At 54.2% G+C, this 26696-nt stretch carries 36 protein-coding genes; 22 read left to right on the plus strand and 14 right to left on the minus strand.

Features of this window, described 5'->3' with window-relative positions; all coding sequences use genetic code 11:
* The first annotated feature begins 125 nt into the window (after positions 1-125).
* Positions 126-266 (plus strand): hypothetical protein, encoded by a 141-nt coding sequence (locus A3L08_RS09865; RefSeq protein ID WP_157721571.1) that lies wholly within the window; start codon positions 126-128, stop codon positions 264-266.
* On the opposite strand, the gene A3L08_RS01675 is transcribed toward A3L08_RS09865, so the two are convergent.
* Positions 238-2118 (minus strand): alpha/beta hydrolase family protein, encoded by a 1881-nt coding sequence (locus A3L08_RS01675; protein WP_088853388.1) that lies wholly within the window; start codon positions 2116-2118, stop codon positions 238-240. The genes A3L08_RS09865 and A3L08_RS01675 overlap by 29 nt on opposite strands.
* Before the next feature lie 118 nt (positions 2119-2236).
* On the opposite strand from A3L08_RS01675, the gene A3L08_RS01680 reads away from it, so the two are divergent.
* Positions 2237-2563, plus strand: coding sequence for a hypothetical protein (locus tag A3L08_RS01680; protein ID WP_088853389.1), 327 nt, complete (start codon positions 2237-2239; stop codon positions 2561-2563).
* Here the strand turns inward: A3L08_RS01680 and A3L08_RS01685 are convergent.
* Complete coding sequence (locus A3L08_RS01685; protein ID WP_088853390.1) at positions 2531-3178, minus strand: serine/threonine protein kinase; 648 nt, start codon at positions 3176-3178, stop codon at positions 2531-2533. The genes A3L08_RS01680 and A3L08_RS01685 overlap by 33 nt on opposite strands.
* A 52-nt stretch (positions 3179-3230) precedes the next feature.
* Here A3L08_RS01685 and A3L08_RS01690 point away from each other — a divergent pair, with 52 nt between their 5' ends.
* Positions 3231-3458 (plus strand): Lrp/AsnC family transcriptional regulator, encoded by a 228-nt coding sequence (locus A3L08_RS01690; protein WP_012572508.1) that lies wholly within the window; start codon positions 3231-3233, stop codon positions 3456-3458.
* Positions 3459-3518: 60 nt separating this feature from the next.
* Here the strand turns inward: A3L08_RS01690 and A3L08_RS01695 are convergent, their stop codons facing one another.
* The 6 genes from A3L08_RS01695 to A3L08_RS01725 all read right to left on the minus strand — a co-directional run bounded on the left by A3L08_RS01695 (position 3519) and on the right by A3L08_RS01725 (position 10003).
* Positions 3519-4700: an ABC transporter permease gene (locus A3L08_RS01695; protein WP_088853391.1), complete on the minus strand. Its 1182-nt coding sequence runs from the start codon at positions 4698-4700 to the stop codon at positions 3519-3521.
* A complete protein-coding gene (locus A3L08_RS01700) occupies positions 4697-5719 on the minus strand; it encodes an ABC transporter permease family protein (protein WP_088853392.1) in 1023 nt (340 codons plus the stop codon). The genes A3L08_RS01695 and A3L08_RS01700 overlap by 4 nt, the downstream gene beginning before the upstream one ends.
* A gap of 342 nt (positions 5720-6061) precedes the next feature.
* Entirely contained in the window at positions 6062-6289 is a 228-nt protein-coding gene (locus A3L08_RS01710) for a hypothetical protein (protein WP_088853394.1), read from the minus strand.
* Positions 6290-6369: 80 nt separating this feature from the next.
* Positions 6370-7044, minus strand: coding sequence for a TIGR00153 family protein (locus tag A3L08_RS01715; RefSeq protein ID WP_088853395.1), 675 nt, complete (start codon positions 7042-7044; stop codon positions 6370-6372).
* Positions 7045-7048: 4 nt separating this feature from the next.
* Positions 7049-8260, minus strand: coding sequence for an inorganic phosphate transporter (locus A3L08_RS01720; protein ID WP_088853396.1), 1212 nt, complete (start codon positions 8258-8260; stop codon positions 7049-7051).
* Positions 8261-8368: 108 nt separating this feature from the next.
* A complete protein-coding gene (locus A3L08_RS01725) occupies positions 8369-10003 on the minus strand; it encodes a metallophosphoesterase family protein (RefSeq protein WP_088853397.1) in 1635 nt (544 codons plus the stop codon).
* Between the two features lie 102 nt (positions 10004-10105).
* On the opposite strand from A3L08_RS01725, the gene A3L08_RS01730 reads away from it, so the two are divergent.
* Positions 10106-10462, plus strand: a complete 357-nt coding sequence (locus A3L08_RS01730) for a cupin domain-containing protein (RefSeq protein WP_088853398.1) — start codon at positions 10106-10108, stop codon at positions 10460-10462.
* A 237-nt stretch (positions 10463-10699) separates the two neighbouring features.
* Here A3L08_RS01730 and A3L08_RS01735 read toward each other — a convergent pair whose 3' ends face one another.
* Both A3L08_RS01735 and A3L08_RS01740 read right to left on the minus strand, forming a co-directional pair.
* Positions 10700-11977 (minus strand): tRNA (N(6)-L-threonylcarbamoyladenosine(37)-C(2))-methylthiotransferase, encoded by a 1278-nt coding sequence (locus A3L08_RS01735; RefSeq protein ID WP_088853399.1) that lies wholly within the window; start codon positions 11975-11977, stop codon positions 10700-10702.
* A gap of 112 nt (positions 11978-12089) precedes the next feature.
* Positions 12090-12302, minus strand: coding sequence for a TRAM domain-containing protein (locus A3L08_RS01740; protein WP_055430018.1), 213 nt, complete (start codon positions 12300-12302; stop codon positions 12090-12092).
* Positions 12303-12672: 370 nt separating this feature from the next.
* Between A3L08_RS01740 and A3L08_RS01745 the strand changes: the two genes are divergently transcribed.
* From A3L08_RS01745 to A3L08_RS01810, 14 genes are read left to right on the plus strand one after another with little or no spacing between them, the layout of a single operon-like run.
* Positions 12673-13176, plus strand: a complete 504-nt coding sequence (locus tag A3L08_RS01745) for a monovalent cation/H+ antiporter subunit E (RefSeq protein ID WP_088853400.1) — start codon at positions 12673-12675, stop codon at positions 13174-13176.
* Positions 13173-13436: a cation:proton antiporter gene (locus tag A3L08_RS01750; protein ID WP_088853401.1), complete on the plus strand. Its 264-nt coding sequence runs from the start codon at positions 13173-13175 to the stop codon at positions 13434-13436. Before A3L08_RS01745 ends, A3L08_RS01750 begins: the two co-directional genes overlap by 4 nt.
* Complete coding sequence (gene mnhG / locus A3L08_RS01755; RefSeq protein WP_088853402.1) at positions 13433-13804, plus strand: monovalent cation/H(+) antiporter subunit G; 372 nt, start codon at positions 13433-13435, stop codon at positions 13802-13804. Before A3L08_RS01750 ends, mnhG begins: the two co-directional genes overlap by 4 nt.
* A complete protein-coding gene (locus tag A3L08_RS01760; protein WP_088853403.1) occupies positions 13801-14064 on the plus strand; it encodes a DUF4040 domain-containing protein in 264 nt (87 codons plus the stop codon). The genes mnhG and A3L08_RS01760 overlap by 4 nt, the downstream gene beginning before the upstream one ends.
* Positions 14061-14366, plus strand: coding sequence for a hydrogen gas-evolving membrane-bound hydrogenase subunit E (mbhE, locus tag A3L08_RS01765; RefSeq protein ID WP_088853404.1), 306 nt, complete (start codon positions 14061-14063; stop codon positions 14364-14366). Before A3L08_RS01760 ends, mbhE begins: the two co-directional genes overlap by 4 nt.
* On the plus strand, positions 14353-14808 hold the full coding sequence (locus tag A3L08_RS01770) for a Na(+)/H(+) antiporter subunit B (protein WP_232461742.1): 456 nt from the start codon (positions 14353-14355) through the stop codon (positions 14806-14808). The genes mbhE and A3L08_RS01770 overlap by 14 nt, the downstream gene beginning before the upstream one ends.
* Complete coding sequence (locus A3L08_RS01775; RefSeq protein WP_088853405.1) at positions 14805-15164, plus strand: NADH-quinone oxidoreductase subunit K; 360 nt, start codon at positions 14805-14807, stop codon at positions 15162-15164. Before A3L08_RS01770 ends, A3L08_RS01775 begins: the two co-directional genes overlap by 4 nt.
* Complete coding sequence (locus A3L08_RS01780) at positions 15161-16696, plus strand: proton-conducting transporter transmembrane domain-containing protein (protein ID WP_088853406.1); 1536 nt, start codon at positions 15161-15163, stop codon at positions 16694-16696. The genes A3L08_RS01775 and A3L08_RS01780 overlap by 4 nt, the downstream gene beginning before the upstream one ends.
* A 1-nt stretch (position 16697) precedes the next feature.
* Positions 16698-17045, plus strand: coding sequence for a hydrogenase (locus tag A3L08_RS01785; protein ID WP_088853407.1), 348 nt, complete (start codon positions 16698-16700; stop codon positions 17043-17045).
* Between the two features lie 4 nt (positions 17046-17049).
* On the plus strand, positions 17050-17571 hold the full coding sequence (locus A3L08_RS01790) for an NADH-quinone oxidoreductase subunit B family protein (protein ID WP_088853408.1): 522 nt from the start codon (positions 17050-17052) through the stop codon (positions 17569-17571).
* A complete protein-coding gene (locus A3L08_RS01795) occupies positions 17568-18137 on the plus strand; it encodes an NADH-quinone oxidoreductase subunit C (protein WP_088853409.1) in 570 nt (189 codons plus the stop codon). The genes A3L08_RS01790 and A3L08_RS01795 overlap by 4 nt, the downstream gene beginning before the upstream one ends.
* The gene (locus tag A3L08_RS01800; protein ID WP_088853410.1) at positions 18134-19414 is read left to right on the plus strand and encodes a hydrogenase large subunit; all 1281 of its coding nucleotides are present in this window, start codon (positions 18134-18136) and stop codon (positions 19412-19414) included. The genes A3L08_RS01795 and A3L08_RS01800 overlap by 4 nt, the downstream gene beginning before the upstream one ends.
* Positions 19415-19419: 5 nt before the next feature.
* A complete protein-coding gene (locus A3L08_RS01805) occupies positions 19420-20412 on the plus strand; it encodes a respiratory chain complex I subunit 1 family protein (RefSeq protein WP_088853411.1) in 993 nt (330 codons plus the stop codon).
* Positions 20409-20834 carry a 4Fe-4S binding protein gene (locus A3L08_RS01810; protein WP_088853412.1) on the plus strand — a complete coding sequence of 142 codons (426 nt, stop codon included), beginning with the start codon at positions 20409-20411 and terminating at the stop codon, positions 20832-20834. The genes A3L08_RS01805 and A3L08_RS01810 overlap by 4 nt, the downstream gene beginning before the upstream one ends.
* Here the strand turns inward: A3L08_RS01810 and A3L08_RS01815 are convergent, their stop codons facing one another.
* From A3L08_RS01815 to A3L08_RS01830, 4 genes are read right to left on the minus strand one after another with little or no spacing between them, the layout of a single operon-like run.
* On the minus strand, positions 20835-21380 hold the full coding sequence (locus A3L08_RS01815) for a ferritin-like domain-containing protein (protein ID WP_088853413.1): 546 nt from the start codon (positions 21378-21380) through the stop codon (positions 20835-20837).
* Positions 21377-21859, minus strand: a complete 483-nt coding sequence (locus A3L08_RS01820) for a ferritin-like domain-containing protein (protein ID WP_088853414.1) — start codon at positions 21857-21859, stop codon at positions 21377-21379. Before A3L08_RS01820 ends, A3L08_RS01815 begins: the two co-directional genes overlap by 4 nt.
* A 1-nt stretch (position 21860) precedes the next feature.
* Positions 21861-22346: a ferritin-like domain-containing protein gene (locus A3L08_RS01825; RefSeq protein ID WP_394335133.1), complete on the minus strand. Its 486-nt coding sequence runs from the start codon at positions 22344-22346 to the stop codon at positions 21861-21863.
* Between the two features lie 39 nt (positions 22347-22385).
* Positions 22386-22871, minus strand: coding sequence for a THUMP domain-containing protein (locus A3L08_RS01830; protein ID WP_088853416.1), 486 nt, complete (start codon positions 22869-22871; stop codon positions 22386-22388).
* 60 nt (positions 22872-22931) lie between these two features.
* Here A3L08_RS01830 and A3L08_RS01835 point away from each other — a divergent pair, with 60 nt between their 5' ends.
* From A3L08_RS01835 to trxB, 4 genes are all read left to right on the plus strand, one after another.
* The gene (locus A3L08_RS01835; RefSeq protein ID WP_088853417.1) at positions 22932-24137 is read left to right on the plus strand and encodes an AAA family ATPase; all 1206 of its coding nucleotides are present in this window, start codon (positions 22932-22934) and stop codon (positions 24135-24137) included.
* 4 nt (positions 24138-24141) lie between these two features.
* Positions 24142-24672: a metal-dependent hydrolase gene (locus A3L08_RS01840; RefSeq protein WP_088853418.1), complete on the plus strand. Its 531-nt coding sequence runs from the start codon at positions 24142-24144 to the stop codon at positions 24670-24672.
* Between the two features lie 45 nt (positions 24673-24717).
* Positions 24718-25569: a hypothetical protein gene (locus A3L08_RS01845; protein ID WP_088853419.1), complete on the plus strand. Its 852-nt coding sequence runs from the start codon at positions 24718-24720 to the stop codon at positions 25567-25569.
* A gap of 65 nt (positions 25570-25634) precedes the next feature.
* A complete protein-coding gene (trxB, locus tag A3L08_RS01850) occupies positions 25635-26627 on the plus strand; it encodes a thioredoxin-disulfide reductase (RefSeq protein ID WP_088853420.1) in 993 nt (330 codons plus the stop codon).
* Positions 26628-26696: the final 69 nt, after the last annotated feature.

Genomic DNA, 26696 nt, shown 5'->3' on the forward strand with positions numbered 1-26696 from the left:
GGAATCGGCCCCGAGAGGAGTCAATCCTCGTAGGCTTAGGGCATGTCTTGATGAATGGGGGGCTCTTTACAGTGGACTTTTGAGACCGGAGAAATCCGAAATCTGGAGGGGCAAAAGGTGCTTCGTTGGAGTGGTTCGAGGGGAAGGAGAAGTCGACGATGTGGAGGGGGAATTCAAAATCGTCTGCAGGAACGGCTGGTGCGTCTTCTACTTCAGGGGGAGTAATAGAGGAAAGGCTCAGGGAGCTGGACCTGGGCTTCCCTTGAGTATCTTCTCGACGTCGAAGCCTTCCTCGTACTTCTTCAGCTTCCGCTCGAAGAACTCAAAGAAAAGCTTGTAGCGCTTTGAGCGGTGCTTCGGCTTGCCGCGGATGCTGTGACCATGAGCACCGCGCCTGAATATCGCGATGTAGGCTTCTTTACCGAGGTCTTTCAAAACGTGGTAGAACATCAGGCTCTGGTCGAGCGGGCAGCGGTAGTCCTCCAGCGAGTGGATGAGCAGGATCGGAGCCTTCACGTTCCCCGCGTAGAAGAGCGGGCTTAGCTTTCTGTAGTTCTCGTTCTCCAGCGGGTTCGGGCCTATCACTTCCACATCGTACCAGAGGCCTATGTCCGAGAACGCATGACTGGTGAGCCAGTAGCTTATTCCGTTCTCGCTTATTCCTGCCTTGAAGAGGTCGCTCTGCGTTAAGGCCCAGTTGGTCATGAAGCCGCCGTAGCTTATGCCGGTTATTCCAACCCTCTCGCGGTCGGCCTGCGGCTCGAGCTTGAAGAACTCCTCAATGCCGTTCATGATGTCCTGGAAGTCTTCTAAACCTGTTCTCTCAAGAACCCTGAGGGCAAAATCCTCGTCATAGCCGTTGCTGCCGCGCGGGTTCACGAAGACGACGTAGTAGCCTTTGCTCGCCATCAACTGCATCTCGTACTTGAAGTAGTGACCGTACATTCCCTTAGGCCCGCCGTGGACGAAGACTATCACCGGCGCCTTCTCGTCCTCATTCAGCTCGGGCTTTAGATACCAGCCGTCTATCTCAAGATCAAGACTCTTGAAGCGGAAGTGCCTTGGCTCGAAGGTCTTGAGCCTTTTGAATATCGGCCCGTTGTAGTCGGTGAGCTGCTTAAGCTCGCCGTCGTAGATGTAAAGCTCTCTCAGCCTCGTCGCGGTCTCGATTAGGGCAACGACCTTTCCCTCGTGAACATCGAAGCCCATCACCCAGTGGTCCCCAACTGTTATAGGTTTAACCTCGCCGTCCCAGACGTGGAGGTTAACCCTTCCGGCGTTTGCAAGTGTGAAGTAGACCCTCCCGTTGTCGAGTTTGGCCTGTCCGGTGTTGAGCGGGCCTTCATATACAGGCTTAGGCTCCCCGTCCCAGAGGTAGAGCCAGTCGTGCTCGCTCATGAATCTCTTCTCCCTCTTTCCGCGCAGGAGCAGACTCTTTCCATCGGAATCAACGGCCTCGAAGGAAACGCGCTCGAAGAGCTTCTCCTCTTCGCCGTCCTTCCACAGGTAGATGTCCCAGAACTTAAAGAGGGCCGGCTTTGAACCCTCGCGGTGTGGAACGTTGACTACTATGGAATCGCCGTGCCAGAGGCCGGAACTGAAGCGGGGTTTTTCAAAGCTCTCTATAATCTCCTCGCTCTCCGTGTCCAGAATCCAGAAGGTAGTTTTCTCACCGTCAAAGAAGCCCATGCTGTCGAACCATACTGGAACGTCATCATCAAAGACGAAGTCCTCATCATCGCGCCTCTTGAAGCCTACAACGAGCAAACGGCGCGAGTCGTCGTTCCACTGGACGGAGCGGACGTTTTTGGCTGTGAGGACTTTCTTGGCGCTGAGGGTCTGAAGGTCTGCAACCCATATCTCACTCGCCTTTTTCTCCTCGTTGGGCCTCATGAAGGCGAGTTTTTTGCCGTCCGGAGAAATTCTGGGCATCGAGGCGTTCTCGACGAAGCGCTTAGCCCCGGTTTCGAGGTTCTCAACAACGACCGTGCTCTCGTACTTGTCTTCGTCAAGGTTGGCCTTGGTGAGGGTGTAGGCGACAAAGCCGCTCCTTATCCTCGGGTCGCCGAGGTAGGCGAACTTAGAAAAGGTCTTCTCATTCCATTCGATGTTGCTCATAACGCTATCACCGATCTATAATGGGTCGTGAGGTATATAAGCTTAACCTTGAAGGACTGCAATGTGCACCGGGAAGCTTTAAAAAGTCCGGGGAGATACTGGACGGTCGGGTGCGGGCATGAAGGAAGAGCACGCCGTTGGAATCATACTCACAGCGGGCATTGCAATATCGCTGGTCTTCAGGACGTACCTTGGGGTGGCCGTGGCGGCCCTGGGGATACCGTTCTACCTGGCGTACGCTGCCAGGGAGCAGAACATCCTCGCCAAGTCGAGGCTCTACGATAGGGATCTCTTCCTCATGATACTCATCGCTGTGGCCGTTATACTGCTCTTTGACTACTTCTGGGACCCGCGGATGGGCCTCATAGCGATGGCGGTGGTCATACCGCTCATGGCCCTCTATGCGGACAGGCTAAATGCAAGAAAGAAGGGCCAAAAGGCCTGAAAGCCTTCCCGTCCTCTTATATTCCGCGAGCTCCTGTTTCATCTCCTCCAAAAAAGTGCCGTCGATTCCGAACTTCTCCCTGACACGCCTGGAGATGTAGTTGTCGTTCAGGAAGATCATGGCCATTGCCGAGGTTAGGTTCTTCGGTTTCCTCCAGTTGGCCTTCTCAAAGTCGATGAGATAAACGCGCTTCCCGATGATTATGTGCTTCCCACCCTGTATCTGACCGTGGTCGAGGCCCAGCCTGTCGAGCAAAGCAGTCTTCTCGGCTATCTCAAAGAGATGGCGCTTCTCAAGGTCGGCGTAGAATATTATCTCCCCCTCTGCGAACTCCCTAATGAGGTACTCGAGGCCCTCGAATTTCCCGTAGGCGACCAAGGGAGGCGTTATCCCAAAGGACTCGATTGCCTTTACTATCTCTGCCTCCCGGGCAAAGTTCTGCCTTGGAGAATCGGGCCTCTGGAGCTTTATTATGACGTTTTTTTCATCTAACTTTGCCCTGAAGATTAGGCTGGTTGTTCCCTTGGCGTAGGGCCGGATTTCAGCGAATCCGCGTGAGCTCAGGTGGGCGTAAAACCGCTCCAATTGGGCTTTGCTTATTAAGTGGTCGAACATAGGCCTCGATAAACTTAAATACTCCGAAGATAAAATACTTTTGGTGATAGCCATGGTGACGGCTTTTATTTTGATGGTTACGGCCGCTGGAAAGGAAAGGGAAGTCATGGAGAAGCTTCTGGCCATGCCGGAGGTTAAGGAGGCCTACGTGGTCTATGGAGAGTACGACCTTGTAGTTAAGGTTGAGACCGACACGCTCAAGGACCTTGACCAGTTCATCACGGAGAAGATAAGGAAGATGTCCGAGATACAGATGACCTCGACGATGATAGCCATCTGACCCTCTCGTTCTTCTCTTGCTATTCTTCATCTTCAGTGAATGGTTCTCCCGCTAAAGGCATCATAGTTGAACTCCGGAAGTTTCAGCGTACTCAAATAGATTCGAAACCGCGACTGCTAAGAACGCAATAACTATTACTGGAGCCATCACCCACCACCAGTAACGCCCCATCAACGCACCCTGCTTGAGGGCCTCTGCGATGTAGGATCCCCAGTTATTACCTGGAATTATGTTGAACAACCCCAGTACTGAGATAAAAGCCATAACCCTTGGGAAGAGCATGGTGACATAGGGGACCGTGTAACTGAGCACAATAGGGAGGATATGCCTGAACACCACATAACTGTCCGAAGCACCTATGCTTTTACTAGCCGCCATGTATTCCTTTACCTTTTCATTTTCCACTATGCCACGTATGGAGTTGGAGTACTGGCTGAAAAAGAACAGGGATAAAATTATTCCGATGAGCCAGTCCGGGACCACAAGTTTTGTGTATGCACCAACACGGGAAATGGCATATATCATGACCAATACAAGGGGAATTGCAGGAATGGAGTTAAAAGCATCCACTATGACCGTCACCGCATCGCCCAAAACGTTCCTGTGATAGCCGGAGATTACGCCGAATGGCAGCCCGATGAGAATCACGAACGACACGGTAAGGACTGTTAGTACAACAGTACCCCACGTGGACTTTACAAAACCAACCCAAAGGTCCCTCCCGTATCCATCAGTGCCGAGCGGACCGTACGCGTTGCCGAATAGTATGGCCCTCCCAGCCTCCACCCGGAAAATGTAATCCCCTTTTAGAAGAGTCTCGTTTTCAGAGAGAAAGAGGAGTTGGGTTGGTTGATAGAGAATGAGTGCTGTCTCGCTGAGTCCCAGCTCTCTGGCAAAGGCCTTAGCCTCGGCAACCAAGGTAGTATTGGAATTGACACTCCCACTTCCTGAAAGTCTGATTGAACGACCATCGGGGCGGGTTATAACAAGCGTGGCTTTTGAAAGCACCAAGTTAGTGGGCAATGCTTCCACAGACACCACAATTTCTCCCTGCCCCTCTAATCTGAGTGTCCCCATATCTGCACCCGGATGCCATACGGGGAGGGCGTTTTTTGGGTAGTCCTTCCAGTAGAGCCTGTCGTCCCAATGCTCCATGTCTGATGGAGAAACTGAGAAATGTGCACCCACTAAGAACGCAATGAAGACTGCAATCATAAGAACCCCCTTTCTGTTTATCATCATATCCTGCCCCCCCTTGGGTCAAGTTTAGGTTTAATGAACTCGATAGATATCGAGATGATAAGGTTCAGCACTATAAAAACCAGAAGGGGAAAGGTAAAGAGACTCGGAATAAAATAGAAGGTCTCAGCCCTGGCTCCCGAAAAGCTCGAGGCTATCATTTGACCCAGCCCCCCTAATTTGAAGAGGTAATCAACAACAATGACCATGCCCTCAACCTCAATTAAGTGGGAAAACCACACGGAGAGGGCCGGTACCGAGATCGCTTTAAAGACAGACCGCAAAATCCGGTTTTCGGGAAGTCCCACAGCCCGTTTATAACTGACGTAGGGGCTAAGGATTTCTCGCCTTAGCAACATATAGAACTCCATAGCAAGACGCCAAAAAGAGATGAGGACAACTGTAAGGACCGGAAATATCATGGCCCTTAGGATAGTCAAAAGTCCCGCACCGGGGCCGGGGGAGATGAGAATATCATCGGGAAGCGCTGAGTATATGATAATAAGTATGAAAACAACCCCCAACCACCAAACCGGGATACCCGAAATTACCCGGGAGAAGATGCTTAAAATGCCTGCTACCCTCTGGCTTCTCAATGCCCAAAAAGCAACCACCACAGAGAGAAGGACTAGAAAAATCTCTGAGACGAGAAGAAAAATGAACGTACGCAGAAAGGCTTCCCTCCTTGATATAGCAAAATGCCTATGTTCAATCTTTCTCCACATTTCATCTTTTGGGGGAGCCAACGAGGATATCAGTGCATTGAATCCCACGACAACCGTGGGGGCTGCAAGTTCGGGGTGCTTTTTGGGTGCTATATACTTCAAGTAGTAATCACTCGGCTCCATGCCTAGCCGGGTGGCGTTTTCATAGAGTTCAAGGTAATCGGGATAATTAAGAAGCTCGTTCCGTGCCTGCTGTTCAAGCCCCGCTTTAACACCGGTTCCCACCAGAAAAGAGACTAGCACAAGCACCAGTGTAAATCTCACCACGACCCTAAACAGCCCCAGCGAGTTGTGCAATTCACCACCCCCAACAAAAAGTGAGTTCCGTTACAAAACGCTCCCTGGCATCCTCCCAGCCCAATTCCGCCACAAACCTGCAGAAGTCGTAGGTTTTCTTATCGACCTCAAGTAGGGTTCCTGTAGGTGGATGCAAAACAAAAAACTTGCCATCTACTTCGAAATTATATAACTCGGGCTTTAGTGTGTTATACCCCTCCACATTCTATCATCGAATAATGAATACCATTAAAGTCTATAAATCTTTTGGCAAAGTTAAGTAAAACTAGGTTATAAACTAAACGCCAATTGAAAATTTAACTGCCAAACAGAATCAGAAACACATCCTCTAAAGAGAGGTTCTCAACCCGCGCACTCAACACTTTGCTGGGGAAACCCAGAGAGGATTATGTTGTGTACGATGAAGCCTATCAGAAAGAACTGGAGAAAGGAGTCCGTGCCGTACTGCTCGATGTTCGCGTTTATGGTCACCAAGCCGGCGAATATGCCCATCACAGCAACCGGTATTACAAGGCCTATTAGATAGCTGACAACATCCCAGCGGTAGCTGAAAAACCTCCCTCCAAACATTGAAGAACTCGCGGACTATTCTAGCACTGCCCGTCATTTCCATCGGACAAAGTTAGAAAAGAGATTTAAAAGAGTTGTTCTCACTTGTTCATCATGAGCCTTATCCTCTCGGCCGCATCTTTTGCCTTGTCCGAGATGTTGCTGAGCGTTCTCGCCACGTTGAGGATACAAATACCATCTCCCCAGCTCATTTCGTCCGCCATCTCGAAGACTTTCTGCATCAGCTTCGTGTCAAGCCCGTCTATTTTGCTCTCAACGCCCTCTATCTCGTGGATTATCTCGTACTCGGCCTTTATCTCGTTCTCAGAGAAGCCGCTCTCTATAACGCGGTCCATCTGGACTATCGCCTTGTGGACGAGCTTTGCTGCCTTTATGCTCTCAGCTCCCATCTGGATTATTATCTCCTTGATCTCAGCCGGAATCGTGCCGGGCTTCTTCACGAGAAGCCACTTCGCGGTGTCTTCGGCGGCGTCGGCCACCTTGTCCTGCATGTGGAGGTATATGAGGACGTCCTCTCTAGCTACGGCCATCATGAGCTTTGAGCTGAGCGAGTCGCGGATTTCCTCCTTTATCCTGTCGGCAACGTCTTCAAGCCTGTCTACCTCGACTGCTAACCTCTTCATCTCCTCGTAGTCTCCCCTCTCCCACGCCTGGAGGGCCCTCTCGAGGGTCTCAACAGTGTTGAGTACGACCTCGGAGTGCTTTATGAGAGGCTTGAAGGGGCTCTTTGCGAAGAGCTTTGTCCAGACCTGCATGATATCACCCCACGAGCATCAGGATTTTGAATATGGCCGCGCTGATCAAAGCGGCGACCGGAACGGTAACGAACCAGGAGATTATTATATCCCTAACGATGTCCTTGTTTATTGCCTTTACTCCCCTGGCGAGGCCGACGCCTATAACCGCCCCAACGACGACGTGAGTTGTGGATATTGGAAGGCCGAGCCAGCTTGAGACGAGAACGACGGTCGCGGCCGAGAACTGTATTGTGAATCCCCTCGTGTTGGTCAGTTCGGTTATCTTTTTCCCGACGGTCTCCATAACCTTGTACCCGTAGGTGGCCACGCCAATGGTTATTCCAAGACCTCCCATCGCCAGTATCCATCTGGGAACCGGCACCTGCATTCCACTGAGGCCCATAGTGGCGACGGCGTAGACGGCCGCCACCGGCCCTATCGCATTCGCAACGTCGTTGGAACCGTGTGCCAGGGCAACGTAGCTTGAAGTCACGAGCTGGGCTTTCTTAAAGATGCTCTCGACGTTTATGAGGGGGTCTGCACTCCTGAAGCGGAGCCTTATCAGGAGGTATGTCACGATGAAGGTAACAACGCCCGCGGGGAGGCCGTACATCATCACGCCCGTCTTGAGGTCGCCCCCGTGGAGGACTTTGATGTAGAACATCGTTCCTATCACGACGAAAGCCAGGCCTATCCAGAACGGAGACCAGATGCGGGCATTCCTAACCGGGTCTTTGGTTTCAAAAATGCTCCTCGTCATGGCTTTGAATACGAGGAACGCCATAAAGGCTCCGATAATGGGGGAGAGGATCCAGCTCAGGACAACCTGACCCATCTTGCCCCAGTTGACTATCGCTGTTCCAGCGTAGACGATTCCGTAGCCGACTATTCCCCCGATGATTGAATGGGTCGTCGAGACCGGAAGTCCGAACTTGGTCGCTATAACCAGCCATAGTGTAGCAGCCAAGAGAGCCGCCATGGAGCCGTAGATGAGAACGTTCGGGTCGGTTATCATCGTTGGGTTGAGGATTCCCTTTCTTATTGTCTCTGTAACGCTCTTTCCGAAGAAGTAGGCACCCGTGAATTCAAGAAGTCCAGCTATGACGACGGCCTGTTTCGGCGTTATCGCCTTCGCCCCAACGGCGGTGCTCATTGAATTGGCCGCGTCGTTGGCGCCTATCGCCCAAGCCATGGCAAAACCAAGGACTATCGTTATCAGCAGCCATGGGTCCATCCCGCTCACCGGAACTGGGATAAAAACCGCCATATAAATGCCTTGCCGCAGTAGAATATAGTTGGGTGGGCATCACTATATAGGGCTAAATAGAAAATAAAGGAAGGTTCAGGGTTCGACTTTAACCGGCTCGACCGAGACCGTGCCGTTCGCGGCCATGTCGAGCCTCACGTAGTGGTAGAAACCGCCCTGGTCGGGCGGTGCGTATAGCGGGGCTCCACCGCCGCCAGTTATGAGCATCTGGACGCCGTCCTCCTTTCCGTACCAGTAGATGTGGATGTGGCTGAAGATCCCGAAGGCGTTGTAGGCTTTCATCGTCTCCAGAAGCCTCTTGGCGTCCTCCGGCTTCATCGCGTGATCCCCGTTGGGTCTTGGGTCAATCGGCGGGGCGTGGAGAACCAGAACAGGCCGCTCACCCCTCTCAGCTGCCAGATTCATCTGATCCTCAAGCCACTTGAAGGTCTCGTCGCTGAGGCCGTAGTTGTCCTCAACATCGTTGATGATTATGTAGCGGTAGTTCCCGAAGGAGAAGGCGTAGTTGTCCGGGCCGAAGAGCATGTGGAAGACGTTTATTCCCTCGCCGCGGTACTCGTGGTTGCCTGGAGCGACGAAGATCGGCTTGTTCCACTTCCACTCCTTGAGCAGGGCCGCCCATTCGTCGACCCTTCCTGTGTATACCAGGTCACCTCCATCGATTATGAAAACTCCCTCGTCATTGTTGATCTCATCGCGTATCTTCAGGAACACCTCGGGCGGCTTCGTTCCACTGCCGGGCCTGTGGTCGCCGAGGGCGATTATCCTGTAGGAGCTCACGTTCTTCGGGACTATGTTCACCTCATCGGAGGAGCTTACGACCTTCACCTCAGTTCCGCCCATGTCCACTGACTTGACCTTTCCGGATACCTCAACGTAGTTGGGGTTGATGTTCTCGACAACGTAGGTGAGCTCTTTGTTCTTCGGGTTCTTCACTCTTATGCTCACATTGAACCCGAGGGCGTGGATGTAGACGGTTGAGCCGTTTACGAGCCTTATGAAGCCCCCGCTAACGGTAACGTTCTCCCCCTCCACAACCCTCCAGTAGTAGATGAATGGCTCCATGGCCTTGAAAGAGGTGAGGTACCAGCTCTCGCTCTCGTCAGGGATTCCGTCCCAGTCGTTGTCTCCTATGACCTTCAGGACAGCTCCCTCGAAATCGCTGCTCCTTACGATGTCGTCCACATTGACTTTTGCACCCTCTCTCAGCCTCATCGCGTACTCAAGGGCCGCTCCAGCCCCTGCCTTGCTCGTCCCGGTGAAGACGAAGTGGGCCTTGCCGTTATCGTTGAAAGCTGCCATAACGCCCTTGTCCGGCCCGACGAACTTGAGTCCGAACTTGTAAATGATGTAGCCGAAGTAGTCGTTGACGGTTATCAGAATCGGCTTTCCCCTTAGGACTGTCCTGGCGTCCTTCGGGGAGAGGATGGCTATCCCGCCGTCGTACTGGCTCGCGGGAAGGATCTGCGCATCGGGGAAATAGTGCTTCGCCAGGTCTTCGTAGCCCTCGCTGACGTAGACCTTCGACGTGTCGGCGAGCTCAGACCACTTCGCGAGAACCTGTCCCTTCCCGTAAGAGCCGAAGTCAATGCCTCCGGAAGCAGGGGATGAGGTTGGGGTAGTTGTTCCCGTCGTGGAGTTCCCACCACTTATGCATCCCGCGGCAAGGATTATGAAAACAAGAAGAAATGCAGCGGCAACCTTTCTCATTGGGTTCACCTAAAAAACGTCGGGAGAGGTGCTTAAAGCCCTTTTGATTTGGGTTTCCACCAAGCTTAAATATCCATTCACCCAAGTGGTTCCGGTGGTACCATGTTCGTCGGACACTACAAGGATGTCCCTGAGAAGGACACCGGTTTTGAGGGAGTAACCATCCGCTGGCTCGTTTCTCCGAAGCTCGGGGCGAAGAACTTCGCCATGCGCTACTTCGTCCTCAAGAAGGGCGCCGAGATACCCATGCACCAGCACGACTGGGAGCACGAGATATTCATCGTCAGGGGAGAGGGAATAATAACCGGGGGAGACAAAGAGGTCCACGTTAAAGCCGGGAACTTCCTCTACGTCCCGCCCAACGAACCTCACGGCTACAAGGCCACCGGGGAAACGCTGGAGTTCCTCTGCATAATCCCCGCCAAGAAGGAGGCCATCCCCGAGGACGAATGGGCCTAGCGTCTGTGGTAGTAGACTTTTATCTTCTTTCTTCTAACTGCCAGAGGCCGGCGAGGTTATCACGATACTACTGGATCCACCCGGAGCTTTACTTTTTTCTTCTGAAAGCCTCACCCTTTAGGGCGGGGAGGATGTCAGTGAGCCTGTTAGTGTGACGGTGTATTGAAAGTCGGAAACGACGTGAAGAGAATGATTAGGGGCAATAAAAGGCTGAGAGAGACCACAAAAAACGGTGCCTCACTGTAAGAGTGTGCCCCTAAGGTATGTGGATCCAGCCCAGTCCACCCTGACCCTGACGAACTCCCCCGGCTCACCGGAGTCGAGGATTATATCCTTGTAGTTGAAGGTCCTACCTTCCACACCGCCCTTCTTTCCGGAGCCATGGACAAGGACTTCAACCTCCTTGCCAACGTAGGACTGGTTTATCTCATACGCTATACCGAGTCTGAGCCGGTGGAGCTCGCGGGAGCGCTCCTTGACCTTCCAGCCTGGCAGCTGCTTCCACCTCGCCGCTATCGTGCCCGGCCTCGGCGAATAGCGGGAGACGTTTATCTTGTCCGGCCTTACGCGCTTCACAAGTTCGACGGTGTTCTCGAAGGCCTCATCCGTCTCGCCGGGAAATCCGACTATGATGTCGGTGTTGAGGTTCAAATCCCGAACTTTTTTGCGAAATATTTGAACTATCTCCTCAAATTCCTCCACAGTGTACGTCCTTCCCATGCGCTTTAACACATCGTTGTCCCCGCTCTGAACCGGCAGGTGGAGGAACTTGTAGACCTTCTCGCTCTGGTAGGCCTCAACGAGCTCGTCCAGTATCTTTATCGCGTGGTTGGGGTTCATCATACCGACCCTAACGCGGAATTCGCCCTCTATGGCCGTTATCTCGTCGAGGAGCTTGGCCAAGTTAGTGCCGATGTCGAAGCCATAGCAGCCGGTGTCCTCGCTGGAGAGCTGTATCTCCTTATAACCCCTAGAAAGTGCTTCTTTCACCCACTTGACGATGAGTTCAGGTTTGTAGCTCTTGAGAACGCCACGAGCGAAGCGCGTCGCGCAGTAGGTGCACCCGTTGAGGCACCCCTCGCTTATTGGGACGACAAAGGCAACCCCGGACTTCCAGAGGCGCGGGAGTTCAAGCTTGTCGATGTTCCTCTCGCGCCACCCCTCGACGCTCACCAGCTTTCCGCCGCCCTCGGCGATCTCCACGGCTTCGGCAATCCGGTCTATGCTCTTGACACCGAGGATTCCTGAGACGCGTGGGTCTATGACATCGGGGTTTACGTGGGTCAGGCAACCGGTGACGATGACCCTCTTTCCGGAGTCGAGGAGCTCCTTTATGCGCTCCTTCATGTGCTTCTCAGTGGGGTCCTTGACGGCGCAGGTGTTGACGACAACGTAATCCGCGCTTTCGGGGGTCTCGACCAGTTCATAGCCCGCCCTAAGCAGAATCGCTTCCATCATCTCGCCGTCCGCCTTGTTCCTAGTGCACCCGTAGCTCTCGACGTGAACCCTTACCATCGGAGCGGGCTAAGGGAAGGGGTTTAAAAATAGTGCGGTGCAGGATTGGGACCTAAAATGAATCAATGCGCGGGAAAATCAAGATTATAAGAACAGAGAAAAGGGAAGGAAATCAGATGACTTCCGCGAAAGCGAACTTCCTCTTGACAGAGTTGATAACGATCTCGACCTCGTCACCGACCTGAGTGTTCGGGACGAAGATAACGAAGCCCTTAATCTTGGCGATACCATCACCGCCCTTTCCAAGGCTCTCAATCCTAACCCTGTACCTTTCTCCAACCTTAACAGGGGCTTCATAGCCACCGCCAAATCCATCTCCATACATATCTAACACCAACTTTCCAACTTTCAGGGCTCTTCATGGAAGACTCCTAGAAGAGTCCCAAGGAAGGCTTACCTTCAGAGTATATAAAGCTTTGGGTGGTTTTTGCAACTCCAAGGCCCCCAAAAGGCACTTTCAGACCATAGTGGAACATCAATGCAGGGTTCCTGGAAACTCTCCCTCTCAGGCATGATTTAGACATCCCACGGTAGTGTATCATGTTTAACCTTTGGTTTACAACGGCTGGTTTCCTACCTTTTTATGACAAATTAAACTTTAAAAAACCGTTTTAAAAGATTATCTTCTACTATCCACGGAAACGCGTGGAATAAAGCTCTAAATGGGTTGTAAACCAAAAGTTGAGGTGAGAAACATGCCTTTCATTGTCGCCTTTGTCCTGAGCTACCTGCTGTGGCTTGTACTGACTGCAGGGACAAACGGCCTGCTCTGGAGCACGCAGGAGCTGATAGCTGGACTGATATTTTCGCTGATAGTGGCCTACGCGACGAGAGATGTCATCGGCGAAAAGGCAGGAAGGTTCCTGAACCCGGCAAAGTGGATCGGCTTCATCGCCTATTCACCGGTCCTCTTCTGGGGGATGGTCAAGGCGAACCTCCAGGTTGCCTGGCTCGTCATAACCGGGAAGATACGGCCCGGCATCGTCAGGGTTCCCGTTGACCTCGAAAACGACGCCCAGTACACGATACTGAGCAACTCGATAACCCTAACGCCAGGAACGCTGACAATCGAGGCCTGTCCGGAGGAGAAGGCCCTCTACGTTCACTGGATAAAGATACCAGAGGGAATGGAGAGGCTGGAAAGTTCCGAACCCGTTGCCGGGCCCTTTGAGAAATGGGCAAGGAGGCTGGGAAGATGATGGAGCAGGTTTTCTTCTACGCGACCCTGATAGTCATGGTAGCAGGCTTCATCTCGGTACTGAGGATAATGCTCGGGCCGAGCGTGCCGGACAGAGTGGTTGGCGTTGACACGCTGAACACCCTCGTGGTTGCCGCGATGATACTGCTCGGGGCGGCTTACGACAGGACGATCTACATCGACATCGCCATCGTTTACGCCCTGCTGAGCTACATAGGGACCCTCGCCGTAGCGCGCTACCTCCAGGGGGGATTGTCGTGAGCTGGGTCGATTACCTCATCTACGCTTTCCTCGCGATCAGCCTGACCTTCAACGCACTGGGAAGCATCGCTTTGCACCGCTTCCCCGACGTCTACACGAGGCTCCACGGCGCGACCAAGTGCACCACTTTTGGAACGATATTCGCGGTTCTAGCGGTAGTCACCCACGCCCTGTACCAGCTCCACGTTACCGGGGACTCGAAGTACCTCCAGATGGCGCTCCACAGCGTCGTCGCTCTGATAGCACTCCTTCTCACGAACCCAGTCGGAGCGCACGCGATAGCCAAGGCGGCCCATTTAAGCGGCTACAAGCCCGCAAAAGCCGTCGTTGACGCCTACGAGGAGAAGCTCGGGGGTGGGAGAGAATGAACGCCCTTACCCTTGACATGACTATTCAGGCGATAATACTCCTCGGAGTCCTCATTACGGCCTACCTCACGATTCGCTCCAGGGATTTGCTCGTCGCAGCTTTAATGTCTGCAGCAATGAGCCTGCTCCTCAGCCTCGAGTTCTACAGCCTCCACGCTCCCGATGTGGCTATAGCTGAAGCCGCGGTCGGCGCTGGTGTTGTAACAGCTCTGGTCGTCTACGGAATAGCGAAAACCGAGAGGTGGGAGGGGAGAGAATGAAGAGAACGCTCGCGTACCTATCACTTCTGTTCATCCTCGGGGTTCTCCTCTACGTGGCTAACCCCAACTACGGCCTCAAGTTCGGGCCGGGCGGAGAGGAGTGGAAGGCCCTCCGCTACACGGACGACTACTACATCACCCACGGGCTTGAGGAAGTCGGAGGAACCAACATCGTCACGGACATAGTCTTTGACTACCGTGGCTACGATACCATTGGAGAGGCGACGGTTCTCTTCACCGCTATAGCTGGTGCTGTTGCCCTTTTCAGGCCCTGGAGGAGGGATGGGAATGAGCACCACTGACGGCGACATGGGGGTTATAGTGAGAACCGGCGCGAGGGCCACGATACCGCTCATAGGCATATTCGGTGCTTACATAGTCGCACACGGCCACCTAACGCCGGGAGGCGGCTTCCAGGGTGGAGCGACCATAGCTGGAGCCGGAATACTTTTCCTGCTCGCCTTCGGCCTGAGTGAGATGAAGAGGCACTTCAACAAGAACCTCTACTCGGCCCTTGAGGGAATAGGCGGCCTGGCCTTCCTCGGCGCGGCGATGCTCGGAATCGGCACGGCATTCTTCTACAACGTCCTCTGGCACAACGGCCCGTTCTTCAACGGAAAACCCGGAACTCTGCTCTCGGCCGGCTACCTGCCGATAATGAACCTCGCAGTTGGCCTGAAGGTCTTCACCGGTCTGGTCAGCGCGATGGTCGGCCTGGCCCTTTACAGGAGGTGGAGGAAATGATACAGTTCCAGTTCATAACCGCTTTCCTGCTCATAGCGCTTGGAATCTATGCCCTCCTCGCAAAGAGGAACCTGCTCAAGCTGGTCCTTGCTTTGGACATCATAGACTCCGGCATCCACCTGCTCCTCGTAAGCCTCGGCTACAGGATAGAGCTGAACGAAGTTCCGACGGCGCCGATTTACACCGGCTACGAGACGCTGAAAAGCCCGATGGTCGGCCCTCTGCCACAGGCCCTCGTCCTGACGAGCATAGTCATCGGCGTCTGTGTTTTGGCCCTCGCCGTTGCCCTGACCGTTAACGCCTACCGCCACTACGGAACCCTTGACGTGAGAGCTCTCAGGAGGTTGAGGGGATGATGGTCCTTCCGTACCTCATAATCATCCCGCTCTTAGGAGCGTTCTCGATGCCGATAGTGAGCCTAGCGGGAAGAAAAGCGAGGGAAGCCTGGGCCGTCCTGATAAGCGGTGCAACGCTTGCAGTTGGTTCGTGGGTCTTCTACCATGTCTACGAGAACGGGACAATCCTCTACACCCTTGGCGCCAAAAGCCCGCTCGGCCAGGGCGTTAACTTTCCGATAAGGATAGTCTGGGAGGTCGACCTGTTCGGTGCCCTAATGGTGCTGATGGTCACCCTCGTCTCATTCATGGCCGTCCTCTACTCCATCGGCTACATGAGGCACGACACCGGGCTGGACAAGTACTACGCGCTCATAATCACCCTCGAACTCGGAATGCTTGGCATAGCGATAACCGGCGACCTGTTCAACTTCTACGTCTTCCTCGAGATAATGAGCATAGCCAGCTACGCCCTCGTTGCCTTCAGGAACGACACATGGGAGGGGATTGAGGCCGGAATCAAGTACATGTTCGTCGGTTCCTTAGCTAGCTCCTTTGTCCTCCTCGGCATAGCCCTCCTCTACGGCCAGTACGGCACGCTGACGATGGGATACCTAGCTTTAAAGCTCTCCGAGAGCCTGACCATTACGGCCAAAGTTGCCCTTGCCCTCTTCATCGCCGGCCTGCTCTTCAAGAGCGGTGCCTCACCTGTCCACATGTGGCTTGCCGACGCCCATCCAGCCGCTCCAAGCTCGATTTCAGCGATGCTCTCCGGCCTGGTCATCAAGATAGGAGGTCTCTACGCTTTGGCGAGGATAGCCTTCAGCATCTACGGGGCAAGCGTCAGCGTGAAGACCGTCGGATGGCTCATCATAATCTTCGCCTGCATAACGCTGATCGTCGGCAACGCGATGGCGGTAATCCAGACGGACATGAAGAGGCTTCTCGCTTACTCCTCTGTCGGGCAGGTGGGTTACATCCTCCTCGGCCTTGGAATAGGCTTGGCCGCCTACGGAAGCCAGACTGGCGAGGTAGCCCTGGCCGGAGCGATATACCACACCTTCAACCACGCGCTCATGAAGGCCCTGCTCTTCCTCATAGCTGGAGCGGTGATACACCAGCTCGGCACGAGAAACCTCAACGAGCTCAGCGGTTTGGCAAAGACCATGCCAAAGACGACCTTCGCCTTCCTCATCGGAGCGGCGGCAATAGTAGGAATGCCACCGCTTAACGGGTTCGCGAGCAAGTGGCTCATCTACGAGAGCTCGGCCCTCTTCAACCCAGTTCTGGCCGCGATAGCGGTAATAGGAACTGCCTTCTGTACCGCCGCCTATGTCAGGGTCCTCTACACCTTCTTCGGAAAGCCGAGTGAAAAGGTCATGGAGGCGAAAGACCCTGAGGCGAGCATGCTCTGGCCGATGATAATCCTCACAATAGCGATAATCGTCATGGGCCTCTTCCCGTGGCAGATAAGCGACAAGGTCATGATTCCAGCGGCGAAGGCCCTCGAAAACCAGCTGTCATACATAGCCACGCTTATGGGGGGTGGTTGAAGTGTTCGGCTACTGGGATGCCCTTTACTTCGTCTTTGCCTTTATCATCGGCCTTATCCTTGCCTATCTCCTCGACCGGTGGGCGAAGAGGAGCGGAATGGGGACGAGAGAAACCGGGCCCGGGACAAAGATATTCATAAGCGGTGAGGACCCGGACAGGGTTATTCCGGGCTTCGAGCACCTGGAGGGCAACTACACGGGAAAGAACGTCATGTGGGGCCTAATCTACGCCCTCAGGAACTTCTTCACCGCGCTGAAAAATGAGCACACCGGGCTGCTGACAGACTACGCGAGCTACCTCATGATAACGGCGGCCTTCGTCATGGGAGTGCTTTTGATATGGGGGTGATAAAGTGAGCATCAAGGTTCCAGTCGAGAAGAAGGAAAACCAGAGCGAGCGCGAGAGGCTTGAAAAGAGGATAGCCCAGCTCTGCAGGTTCCTGGGCAGGTCGCCCTGGGTCTTCCACATCAACAGCGGCTCCTGCAACGGCTGCGACATAGAGATAATAGCGGCCTTGACTCCACGTTACGACGCCGAGCGCTTCGGTGTAAAGCTCGTCGGCAGTCCGAGGCACGCGGACATACTCCTGGTCACGGGCCCGGTGACCAACCAGAGCCTTGAGAGGGTCAAACTGGTTTACGAGCAGACTCCAGAGCCCAAGATGGTGATAGCCGTTGGAGCGTGCCCGACGGGTGGAAGCGTCTTCTACGAGAGCCCCTTCACCAACGCACCCCTCGACAGGGTCATTCCCGTTGACGTTTACGTTCCGGGCTGCCCTCCGAGGCCCGAGGCGATACTCCAGGGGGTCGTTTTAGCCCTTGAGAAGCTGGCTAAAATCCTGAAAGGAGAAGTCCCAGAGGTGAGTGAGGAATGAACGATAATCCCGTTACCGAGGCAAACGAGGTTAAAGAGCCAACCAAGGCCGAGAAGGTCGCGAAGGTTATAGCTGAGCGCTTCCCTGAGGCAGAAGTTCAGGTAAAGACCAACAAGTGGGGGAGGCAGAGGGTCTGGGTGAGAATCCCGAGAGAAAAGTACAGGGAGCTGATGGAGTTCGTAAAAACGCTCGACGGCGAGGCCCACTACTCGATAGGCATCGAGCAGGACTGGGGGGACGAATTAGGCTTCCTCAGCCACCTCCTGATTTACTACGACGACGCTCCGGCGGTTTCCCTACTAGTAGATGTCCACGCGCCGAAAGACGACCCGGTGATTCCAGACATCAGCGATATTTTCCCGATAGCGCTCCAGTTCGAGAGGGAAGGCATGGAGATGGTCGGGCTGGACTTTGAAGGGGCACCTGACAAGAGGAAGCTCTTCCTTCCGGACGACTTCCCAGAGGGAATCTACCCGCTCCGCCTGGACGACAAAGGCGTTTCAGAGGAAATGGTGCACAACGCTGGTCATCCCTACCTTATAAAGAAAGGGGGCGGATCTTCATGACCGAGAAGGTCGAGTACTGGGTGAAGATACCCTTCGGACCGATTCATCCCGGTCTGGAGGAGCCAGAGAAGTTCATACTCACCCTGGACGGCGAGAGAATCGTTGACGTAGACGTCAAGCTCGGTTACAACCTGCGCGGAATTCAGTGGATAGCCCTGAGGAGGAACTACATCCAGATAATGTACCTCGCCGAGAGAATGTGCGGGATATGCAGTTTTTCCCACAACCACACCTACACGAGGGCCGTTGAAGAGGCCGGGGGAATAGAGGTCCCAGAGAGGGCCGAATACATACGCGTCATCATCGGCGAGCTCGAGAGAATCCACTCCCACCTGCTCAACCTCGGCGTTTTGGCCCACGACATCGGCTACGACACCCTGCTCCACCTCACCTGGCTGGCAAGGGAGAAGGTCATGGACACGCTCGAAGCCGTCAGCGGTAACCGCGTGAACTACTCAATGATAACGATAGGCGGTGTCAGGAGGGACATCGACGAGAAGAAGAGGAGGATAATCCTCGACATGATTAAGTACTACAAAGAGGTCTTTCCGCAGATCGAGGAGGCCTTCCTGCATGACCCGACGATAGAGGCCCGTTTCAGGGACACGGCTGTGATAAGCAAGCGCGTTGCACTCGAGCAGGGAGCGGTCGGGCCAACGGGAAGAGGGAGCGGAATAAGGGACGACGCGCGCTGGAGCGAGAAGCTGGGCGTTTATCCTGACCTCGGGATAAAGCCCGTAATGCCCCAAGACGTTACCGGCGAGAGGCCGAGGGGCGATGTGTTCGACAGGATGGCGGTTAGGATAGGGGAGCTCTACCAGAGCCTCGAGCTAATCGAGAATGCCCTCGATGGGATGCCCGATGGAAAGATAAAGGCCTTCCCGAAGGACAACGTCCTCTACGCGAAGCTCCGCCTTATGGTCGATGGCGAAGGAATCGGAAGGTACGAGGCACCGAGGGGAGAGCTCGTCCACTACGTCCGCGGGAAGAAGGGAAGCGACAAACCGCTCCGCTGGAAGCCGAGGGAGCCAACGTTCCCGAACCTCTTCGCTATGGCAAAAGGAGTCATAGGCGACCAGGTCGCTGACTTCGTTATTGCGGTCGCCTCGATAGACCCGTGCTTCAGCTGTACCGACAGGGTTGCAGTGATACAAAACGGGAAGAAGAGAGTTCTGACTGAGAAAGACCTCCTCAAGGAGTCGATAAGGAAGACGCGCGAGATGAACCCCGATATCAAGGGAGACCCGACCCCAATAGGAGCGAGCTGTTCGAGGTGATGGCGATGGACGTCGTTGGAGAGCTCGTCTACCCCGTTGCCGGCCTTTTGGGCCTCTACGTCTTTGTCTCACTCACATCGCTCGTCTGGGAGGGAATAGACAGGAAGTTAGTAGCAAGAATGCAGAGGCGCATTGGGCCCCCGATCCTTCAGCCGATATACGACTTCCTCAAGCTGGCGAGCAAAGAGACCATAATCCCCAACACTGCCAACTTCATGTTCAGGGCAGCTCCTGTTCTGGCTTTAGCTACCGCCATAGCGCTCCTGGCTTACACTCCCATGGGCTTCGCGCCGATTTTGGCGAGCAAGGGTGACGTGATAGTGTTCATCTACCTCCTGACCCTCATCGGCTTCTTCAAGATACTCGGTGCCATAAGCTCCGGCAACCCCTACGCCAAGATAGGCGCCGCAAGGGAAGCGGCCATAATGGTGTCGAGGGAACCGGCCATGATGCTGGCGGTCTTCGCCATAATGTGGCGCCTCGGAAAGCTCGGAGTTCCAAAGCCCTTCAGCATGGAAATCTTTTACACCCACAACATCTGGGAGATAGGAACGCCGATGAGCTTCGTTGGGGCATTAATCCTCCTCTACGTCTTCTGCGTCTGGCTGGCGAGTGAGATAGAGGTCGGGTTCTTCAACATACCCGACGCGGAGGAGGAGATAGCCGAAGGTCTGCTCGTTGAGTACAGCGGCAGGTACTTGGCGTTGCTCAAGCTGACGCACTCGCTGAAGGCATTCATCTCTGCCTCGCTCGTCGTGGCAATATTCTTCCCGTGGGGGATCTCAGGCTACTTCAACCTCACCGGCCTTCCGGCCCAGGTTGTAGACCTGCTCTTCCACACGCTGAAGGTCTTTGCCCTGCTCTTCGTCGTCCAGAGCGTCTTCAGGGCAGTTACGGGGAGGCTGAAGATAACTCAGGCGGTTGACTTCCTCTGGAAGAACGTCTTCCTGGCTTCGCTCATTGGCTCACTCCTCATAGCCATGGAGGTGATAATGTGAGGGCACCGCCGCTTGTCCCAACGGTCCTCAGGAACCTCTTCAGGAAGCCAGCCACCAACCCATTCCCGAAAACGGAGCCGGTTCCCATTCCAGAGGACTTCAGGGGCATGATAACTTACAACGTCGACAAGTGCGTCGGCTGCAGGATGTGCGTCAACGTATGCCCGGCCGGTGTCTTCGTCTATCTGCCGGAGATAAGGAAAGTGGCCCTCTGGACCGCCCGCTGCGTCTATTGCAGCCAGTGTGTTGACGTCTGTCCCACCGGGGCGCTTCAGATGAGCAGGGACTTCCTCTTAGCGAGCTACGACAACAAAGCCGGCCGCTTTATACCCCTGAAGCCAGAGAAGGTCGAAGAGCTGAAGAAGAAGGTCGAAGAGGCAAAGAAGGCGAAGGAAACGGCAAAGAAAGAGGCAGGAAAGTAATCAGAGAAAGCCCTTTTTCCTTATCTCCTCTTCTATCTTCCCGACGTTTATCCCCATGAGCTCGGCCTCACCGCGGAGCCTCTGGTAGTGGGTCCACTCAACGTTTGCCAGAAACTCGTAGAGCCCTTTAGCTTCCTCGTTCTCGGTTATCGAGGCAAGGTGCTCGTAGAGCTTTTTTGCGATGAGTTCCGTCTCCATCGCAACCCTGAAGACTAAATCAATGTTTGAGGGGTCTTCGAGCGCCCTCGCAAGGCTGACTGCCTCTATGTAGGGAAGGTCAACTTTTTTCGGCTCCTCCCCGTAGGTCTTTACGTAGAGCCTTCTGAGCCCATCGCCGTGCTCCTCCGACTCCTTGGCGAGCACTCTAAAGGTTGAAACCAGACTTGGGGGAAGCCTCAGCTCCTCGGCCTTCTTTGCCAGCTCCCAGTATATCTTCGCCTCCTCGTACTCACCGAAGGTCCAGTAGGATAAAATCCCCTTCTCGGAGAGGGAAAGGAGCATGTCCCTGAACTTCTTCAGTGTGTCTTCAAGGTTTTCCATCCTCATTCCTCCAGGCCGAGGGACTTCCAGAGGGAAGCCAGAGCCTCGTAGTGGCCCTTCTCTATCTCCGCCAACCGGAGGTATGTTTCCCTGAGCTTGGGGTTCTCCGTTTCGTCGGCGAGCTTCCTGTATATCGTCTCGGCGAGCTTCTCGCTCTCCATGGCTATTTTGAGGACGTCTTCGAGATCCTCCACCTTCCAGAACTTGCCGAGGACGTTTAGGGCTTCAACGTTAGGAACATTAACCTCGACAAGGTCGTCTCCGTATTCATCCCGGTATATCTTGAGAAGCTCGTCGCCGTGCCTCTTGGACTCGTTGCCGAGCCTCTTGAAGGTCTCCCCGACGTTCTCGGGAAGGCCGAGTTCTTTCGCGCGTTCGGCAAGCTTCCAGTACGTTTCGGCCTCCTCGTATTCGCCTTTGATCCAGTAGCTGAGAAGTTCGCGCTCGTTCAGCTTCCTTATCTCGTTTAAAATCTCCACGACCATTTCAATCACCCAGCTTTTCGTACTCCCTCTTGAGGGCCTCGTAGTGGGTTCTCTCGACCTCGGAAAGCTTGAGGTAGAGCTCCCTCAGTTTCGGGTCTTCCACCTTCTCGGCAAGGGTCCTGTATGCGTTCATCGCTATTAGCTCGCTCTCCATGGCAGCCTTAAGAACTTCCCCAACCTGGTCGGCCCTCTCGAACTCTTCGAGGATGGAGAGGACCTCTATCGGAGGTATATCGCTCTCAGGTTCCTTAGAATAGCTCTCCCTGAAGAGCTTCGTCAGCTCCTTTGCGTGTTTCTCAGAGTCCTTTGAGAGCTTTTTAAAGGTCTCAACAAGGCTTTCAGGAAGGCCGAGGTTTATGGCGCGCTCGGCAAGCTGGCGGTAGAACTCTGCCTCTTCCCTTTCGCTCTTTATCCAGTAAGCTAAAGCCTCCTCGTAAGAGAGCTTCGAGAGCCGCTCGATGATTTCCTCAACGTCAATCATCTTCATCCCTGCCATATTAAGGCAGAAAAGTAAATAAGCTTTGGGTTAGTCCTTTACCTCAAAGCGGAGGAGTTCACCCCTTTTGAGAACCCCAACGCCCGCTCTCTTCCCGAGAACCTCAATGACAACCGTGAAATCCGGGTCGGTGAGGTTGACGGGGAGACCGAAGCGCTCAACTATGAGTGAGCCGAGCTTAACTTCGAGCGCCCTTGCGGAGATCCTTTTGTTGCCCCTGACCTTGGCGCGGACGGCAAAGGTCCCTTGAATTTCTCCAGCTAGTCTTAGAACGGCCTCCTCTATCTCCTCCCACTTAGCGGGGACGAACTCATCGAGCGGAACGACCCTCTGTATCGCCTGAGTCTCGAACTCCCCGAGCCTCCGAAGGGCTCCCTCTTTTGAGAGAGGGGTTTCCGCCAAGAGAACGCCCCCCCAGTCGGTTCCTTTAACGCGGACCTCCCCCAAAGCCCACTCGAGTTCGAGGATTCCATCACCCTCGCGGCCCTGGGGCACCGTTGCGATAAGAACTGTCATCTCTGCTCACCGATGGACAGGTTTTTATATTTCAAACGCGAAACACCCCCGGTGGTTAAAATGGAAAGCGGTGGCCTTAAACTTTACCCGTACCAGTCATATGAAGTTTACGGCCTTTCTCGGAACCCCTTTGAACAGCTCGCAAGCGAGGGAATAACAGACATCGAAAGCATCCACGTTTACCAGGAAGTCGACATGCGCCTCCAGATGATAGTTTCTGAGGTGATAGGGAACAAAAGCTCCATAGCGCTAAGCATAGTCGGCCCCCTGGGAATGGGCAAGACGCAGAGGCTTAAAAGCCTTGCAAAGGCCATAGAAGAGAACCGTGGGAAGGCGATATACGTCAAGGTGGACACCAACGACATCCTCAAGCTTACCAGGGACATCTTCTACGCCCTCAAGCCACCGAAGAGCAGGACCAACATCTTCCTGGAAAACCTTTCGAAAAAGCTCGGCTTCATAGACAGGCTCGAGAAGATGCTCAGCGACACAAAGGAATACAAGAGCAGGGACATAGCTGAACTCCTCGTCGAGCAAATGAGCAAGTACCCCTACTGTGCGCTTCTGCTTGACGAGCTTGAGAACATGCAGTCAGCGAGGGAGCATGAGAAGATACAGTTCTTCGAGATGCTGAGGCACTTCATAAGCACCATGCCGAAGGGCTGTATAGTGGCCTTTGCAAGCGTTCCCGAGGCCTATGAGGAGTACACCAAGATTTTCCCGGCCTTCTTTATGCGCCTCCACTACGAGTTCAGACTAAGGCCCATGAGCCTCGACGAAACCTTTGAGCTGGTGAAAAAAAGGCTCAACAAGGTCAGAGTTCGCGACACGGACGACCCGATTTATCCCTTCACAGAGGAGGCGATAAAGCTCATCCACCAGCTCGGGAAGGGGAACCCGAGGCAGATTTTAAGGCTGCTCCACTACGTGCTCAGCGAAGCTGCGAAGCACAAGTTCGACCCGATAGACGATTACGTGGTCACAACGATACTTGAGGAGCCGAAGAGCCTCGAAGAATACCTAACGAGGATTCCGAAGGAGTACAAAGACCTCGTTGAGGCGATAGTCTTCGAGTTCAACGGTGGGCCCGTGAGCTACATCCAGGTGGCCAAGGCAGTCAAAAAGCCGGGAATGCAAGTCTACGACCAGCTCAACGACCTTATAAGGCTCGGCTTCCTCGTTGGAGACCCGAAGGGCAACTACAAGGTTCCGGACTACGTCAGAAAGTTTTTAGAGGAGGGGCAGGCCCAGAAGGAAGAGGAGTGATACCATGCCGAACTACGACGCCCACGTGCTCAGCGGGATAGTCAGCTATCCGATAGCGGTGGCGGTTGCCGGCTACCTGTCAACCATCGGCGCTCCCTTCAAGCTGACCACGATAGCCCTGGTAATAGGCTACGCCCTCTACGTGCTTGGGGCCGACCTGCCGGACATGGATCACCCGGATGCGCTCATCCACAGGGGAACAAAGCCCATAGTGAGCGTTCTGACAGGTGGGGCGGCCTACATCAACGTCATCGATAGGATACACCTCAATCCCGAGTGGCTCACCATCACTGCAGCGTGGGGAATCGCCATTGCCGCGGCGCTCGTTGCCTGGTACGCCTTCACATGGCTCATGCCAAAGCACCGAGGAATAGTCCACTCCCTCCTCTTTGCGTTCATCTACGGCGCCTTAGCGTTCCTCTTAGTGGACTACGGACTTGGAATGAGTACCGGCGAGGGCCTCTACGTGGGCTTCGCGGCCTTCAGCGGCTACACGCTCCACCTGCTCCTCGACAGGGAGATTTCACTCATATGAGGAAAATCTTTTTATTCTCTTTTTCGTAGTAAATCTGGTGATTCAATGGATCCTGGGGCGGTGATCTTCCTGCTTTTCATTGCCGCAATCGTCGGCATGATTCTCATGGGCATAAAAGGGGAGGAATCCTCCAGGGAGAGATGCCGCAGGTTCTCAGAGTCCGTAGCAGTAGAGGGGACCTTTCTGAAGCTTCCAATAGAAACCAAACTCAGTAAGGGAAAGTTCGTCCTCAGGGGAGAATGGAGGGGTTCAAAGAACAGGTACTACCACATAGAGAGGAGCTTCGAAGCCTTGGAAGAACTCAGTGCGGGCGAGATAGAGCTCACCCCAGAGCCGTTCTCAGTGGAGGTGAAGAAGAACGACGATGCCCTCGTGGAGCTCCTCGCGTATATTGTCGAGGAGGGAGAGTTCAAGAACGCGGTGATAGTCCCCATTATCCCCTCGTACTCGGTTGAGATCGAGAAGGATACCCTCGAAGCGTCCAAAGACATGGAGTTCGCCCACCTGAGAGTTGAAGTCATCGAAAGCGGCCTTTACGGGAAGCTCTACGTGAACGTTAGCAAATGCAGGGGCGCCAGGGTGGAGTTCGAAAAGAACGGGATCCACACCAGGGAGAAGCTCGTCGAGGTTAAGGAGAGCGGTGAAGCAGAGTTCAGAAGGGAGTTCTGGACAAAGCCTCTAATCTTGATAATGGACAGGAACCACGCAGACCCGAGGAAGCTCCGGGACGTCTTTGGAAAACAGGAGATACTAGAGGGACACGGGGAGTATCTCATCAGACTGACCCTGGACGTTCCATTCTCAAAGGACGAGCATGACACCTCGAGGGTAACCGTCTCGCCCGGGGGAGAGGTTCCTGCGGAACTTAAGGAACCGGAGGTAAAGGTCGTGATCTGATTACCCACATTAGGGCAATAATGCTTTTAAATAAGCCACGTTAGGAAAGCCCGGAGGTGAGAGAGATGTTCAGCCTTGGAGGATTCTCACGCGGGGGAGAGTACGAGAACAAGACCTGGGACGTGCTCATCATAGGAGCGGGGCCGGCCGGCTTCACGGCGGCTATATACGCGGCCCGCTATGGCCTAGATACTCTCATCATCAGCAAAGACCTCGGCGGAAACATGGCCCTAACGGACCTCATAGAGAACTACCCAGGCTTTCCAGAGGGTATCAGCGGTTCAGAGCTGGCCAACAGGATGCACGAGCACGTCAAGAAGCTGGGAGTTGATGTGGTCTTCGACGAGGTCGAGAGGATCGACCCAGCTGAGTGCGCCTACTACGAGGGGCCGTGCAAGTTCACGGTGAAGACCAAGAACGGCAAGGAATACAAGGGCAAAACGATAATCATAGCCGTTGGAGCAGCGCCGAGGAAGCTCCACGTCCCGGGAGAGGAAGAGTTCACAGGAAGGGGCGTCTCCTACTGCGCCACCTGTGACGGCCCACTCTTTAAGGGCAAGAAGGTTATAGTTGTTGGCGGCGGAAACACTGCCCTTCAGGAGGCGTTATATCTGAAGAGCATAGGCGTCGACGTCACCCTTGTCCACAGGCGCGACCAGTTCAGGGCCGATAAGATACTGCAGGACCGCTTTAAGGAGAGCGGCATTCCCGCGATACTCAACACCGTCGTGACGGAGATAAAGGGAACCAACAAGGTAGAGGCCGTTAAACTGAAGAACCGCGTCACCGGCGAGGAGTGGGAGATGCCCGTTGACGGTGTCTTCATCTTCATCGGCTATGAGCCAAAGACGGACTTCGTCAAGCACCTCGGCATAACCGACGAGTACGGCTACATCCCGGTGGACATGCACATGCGCACGAAGGTTCCGGGCATCTTCGCCGCTGGAGATATCACCAACGTCTTCAAGCAAATAGCGGTCGCAGTCGGCCAGGGAGCGATAGCGGCCAACTCCGCCAAGGAGCTCCTCGAGGAGTGGAACTCGAAGGTCGTGGAGTGAATTCTCACTCTCCTTCGTTCTTCCTTCTCGGTGCTTCTTGCCCTCCACGTCTTCTTAGTTGAGGATTTT

Source organism: Thermococcus pacificus, from assembly GCF_002214485.1.
GTDB classification, from domain to species: Archaea; Methanobacteriota_B; Thermococci; order Thermococcales; family Thermococcaceae; genus Thermococcus; species Thermococcus pacificus.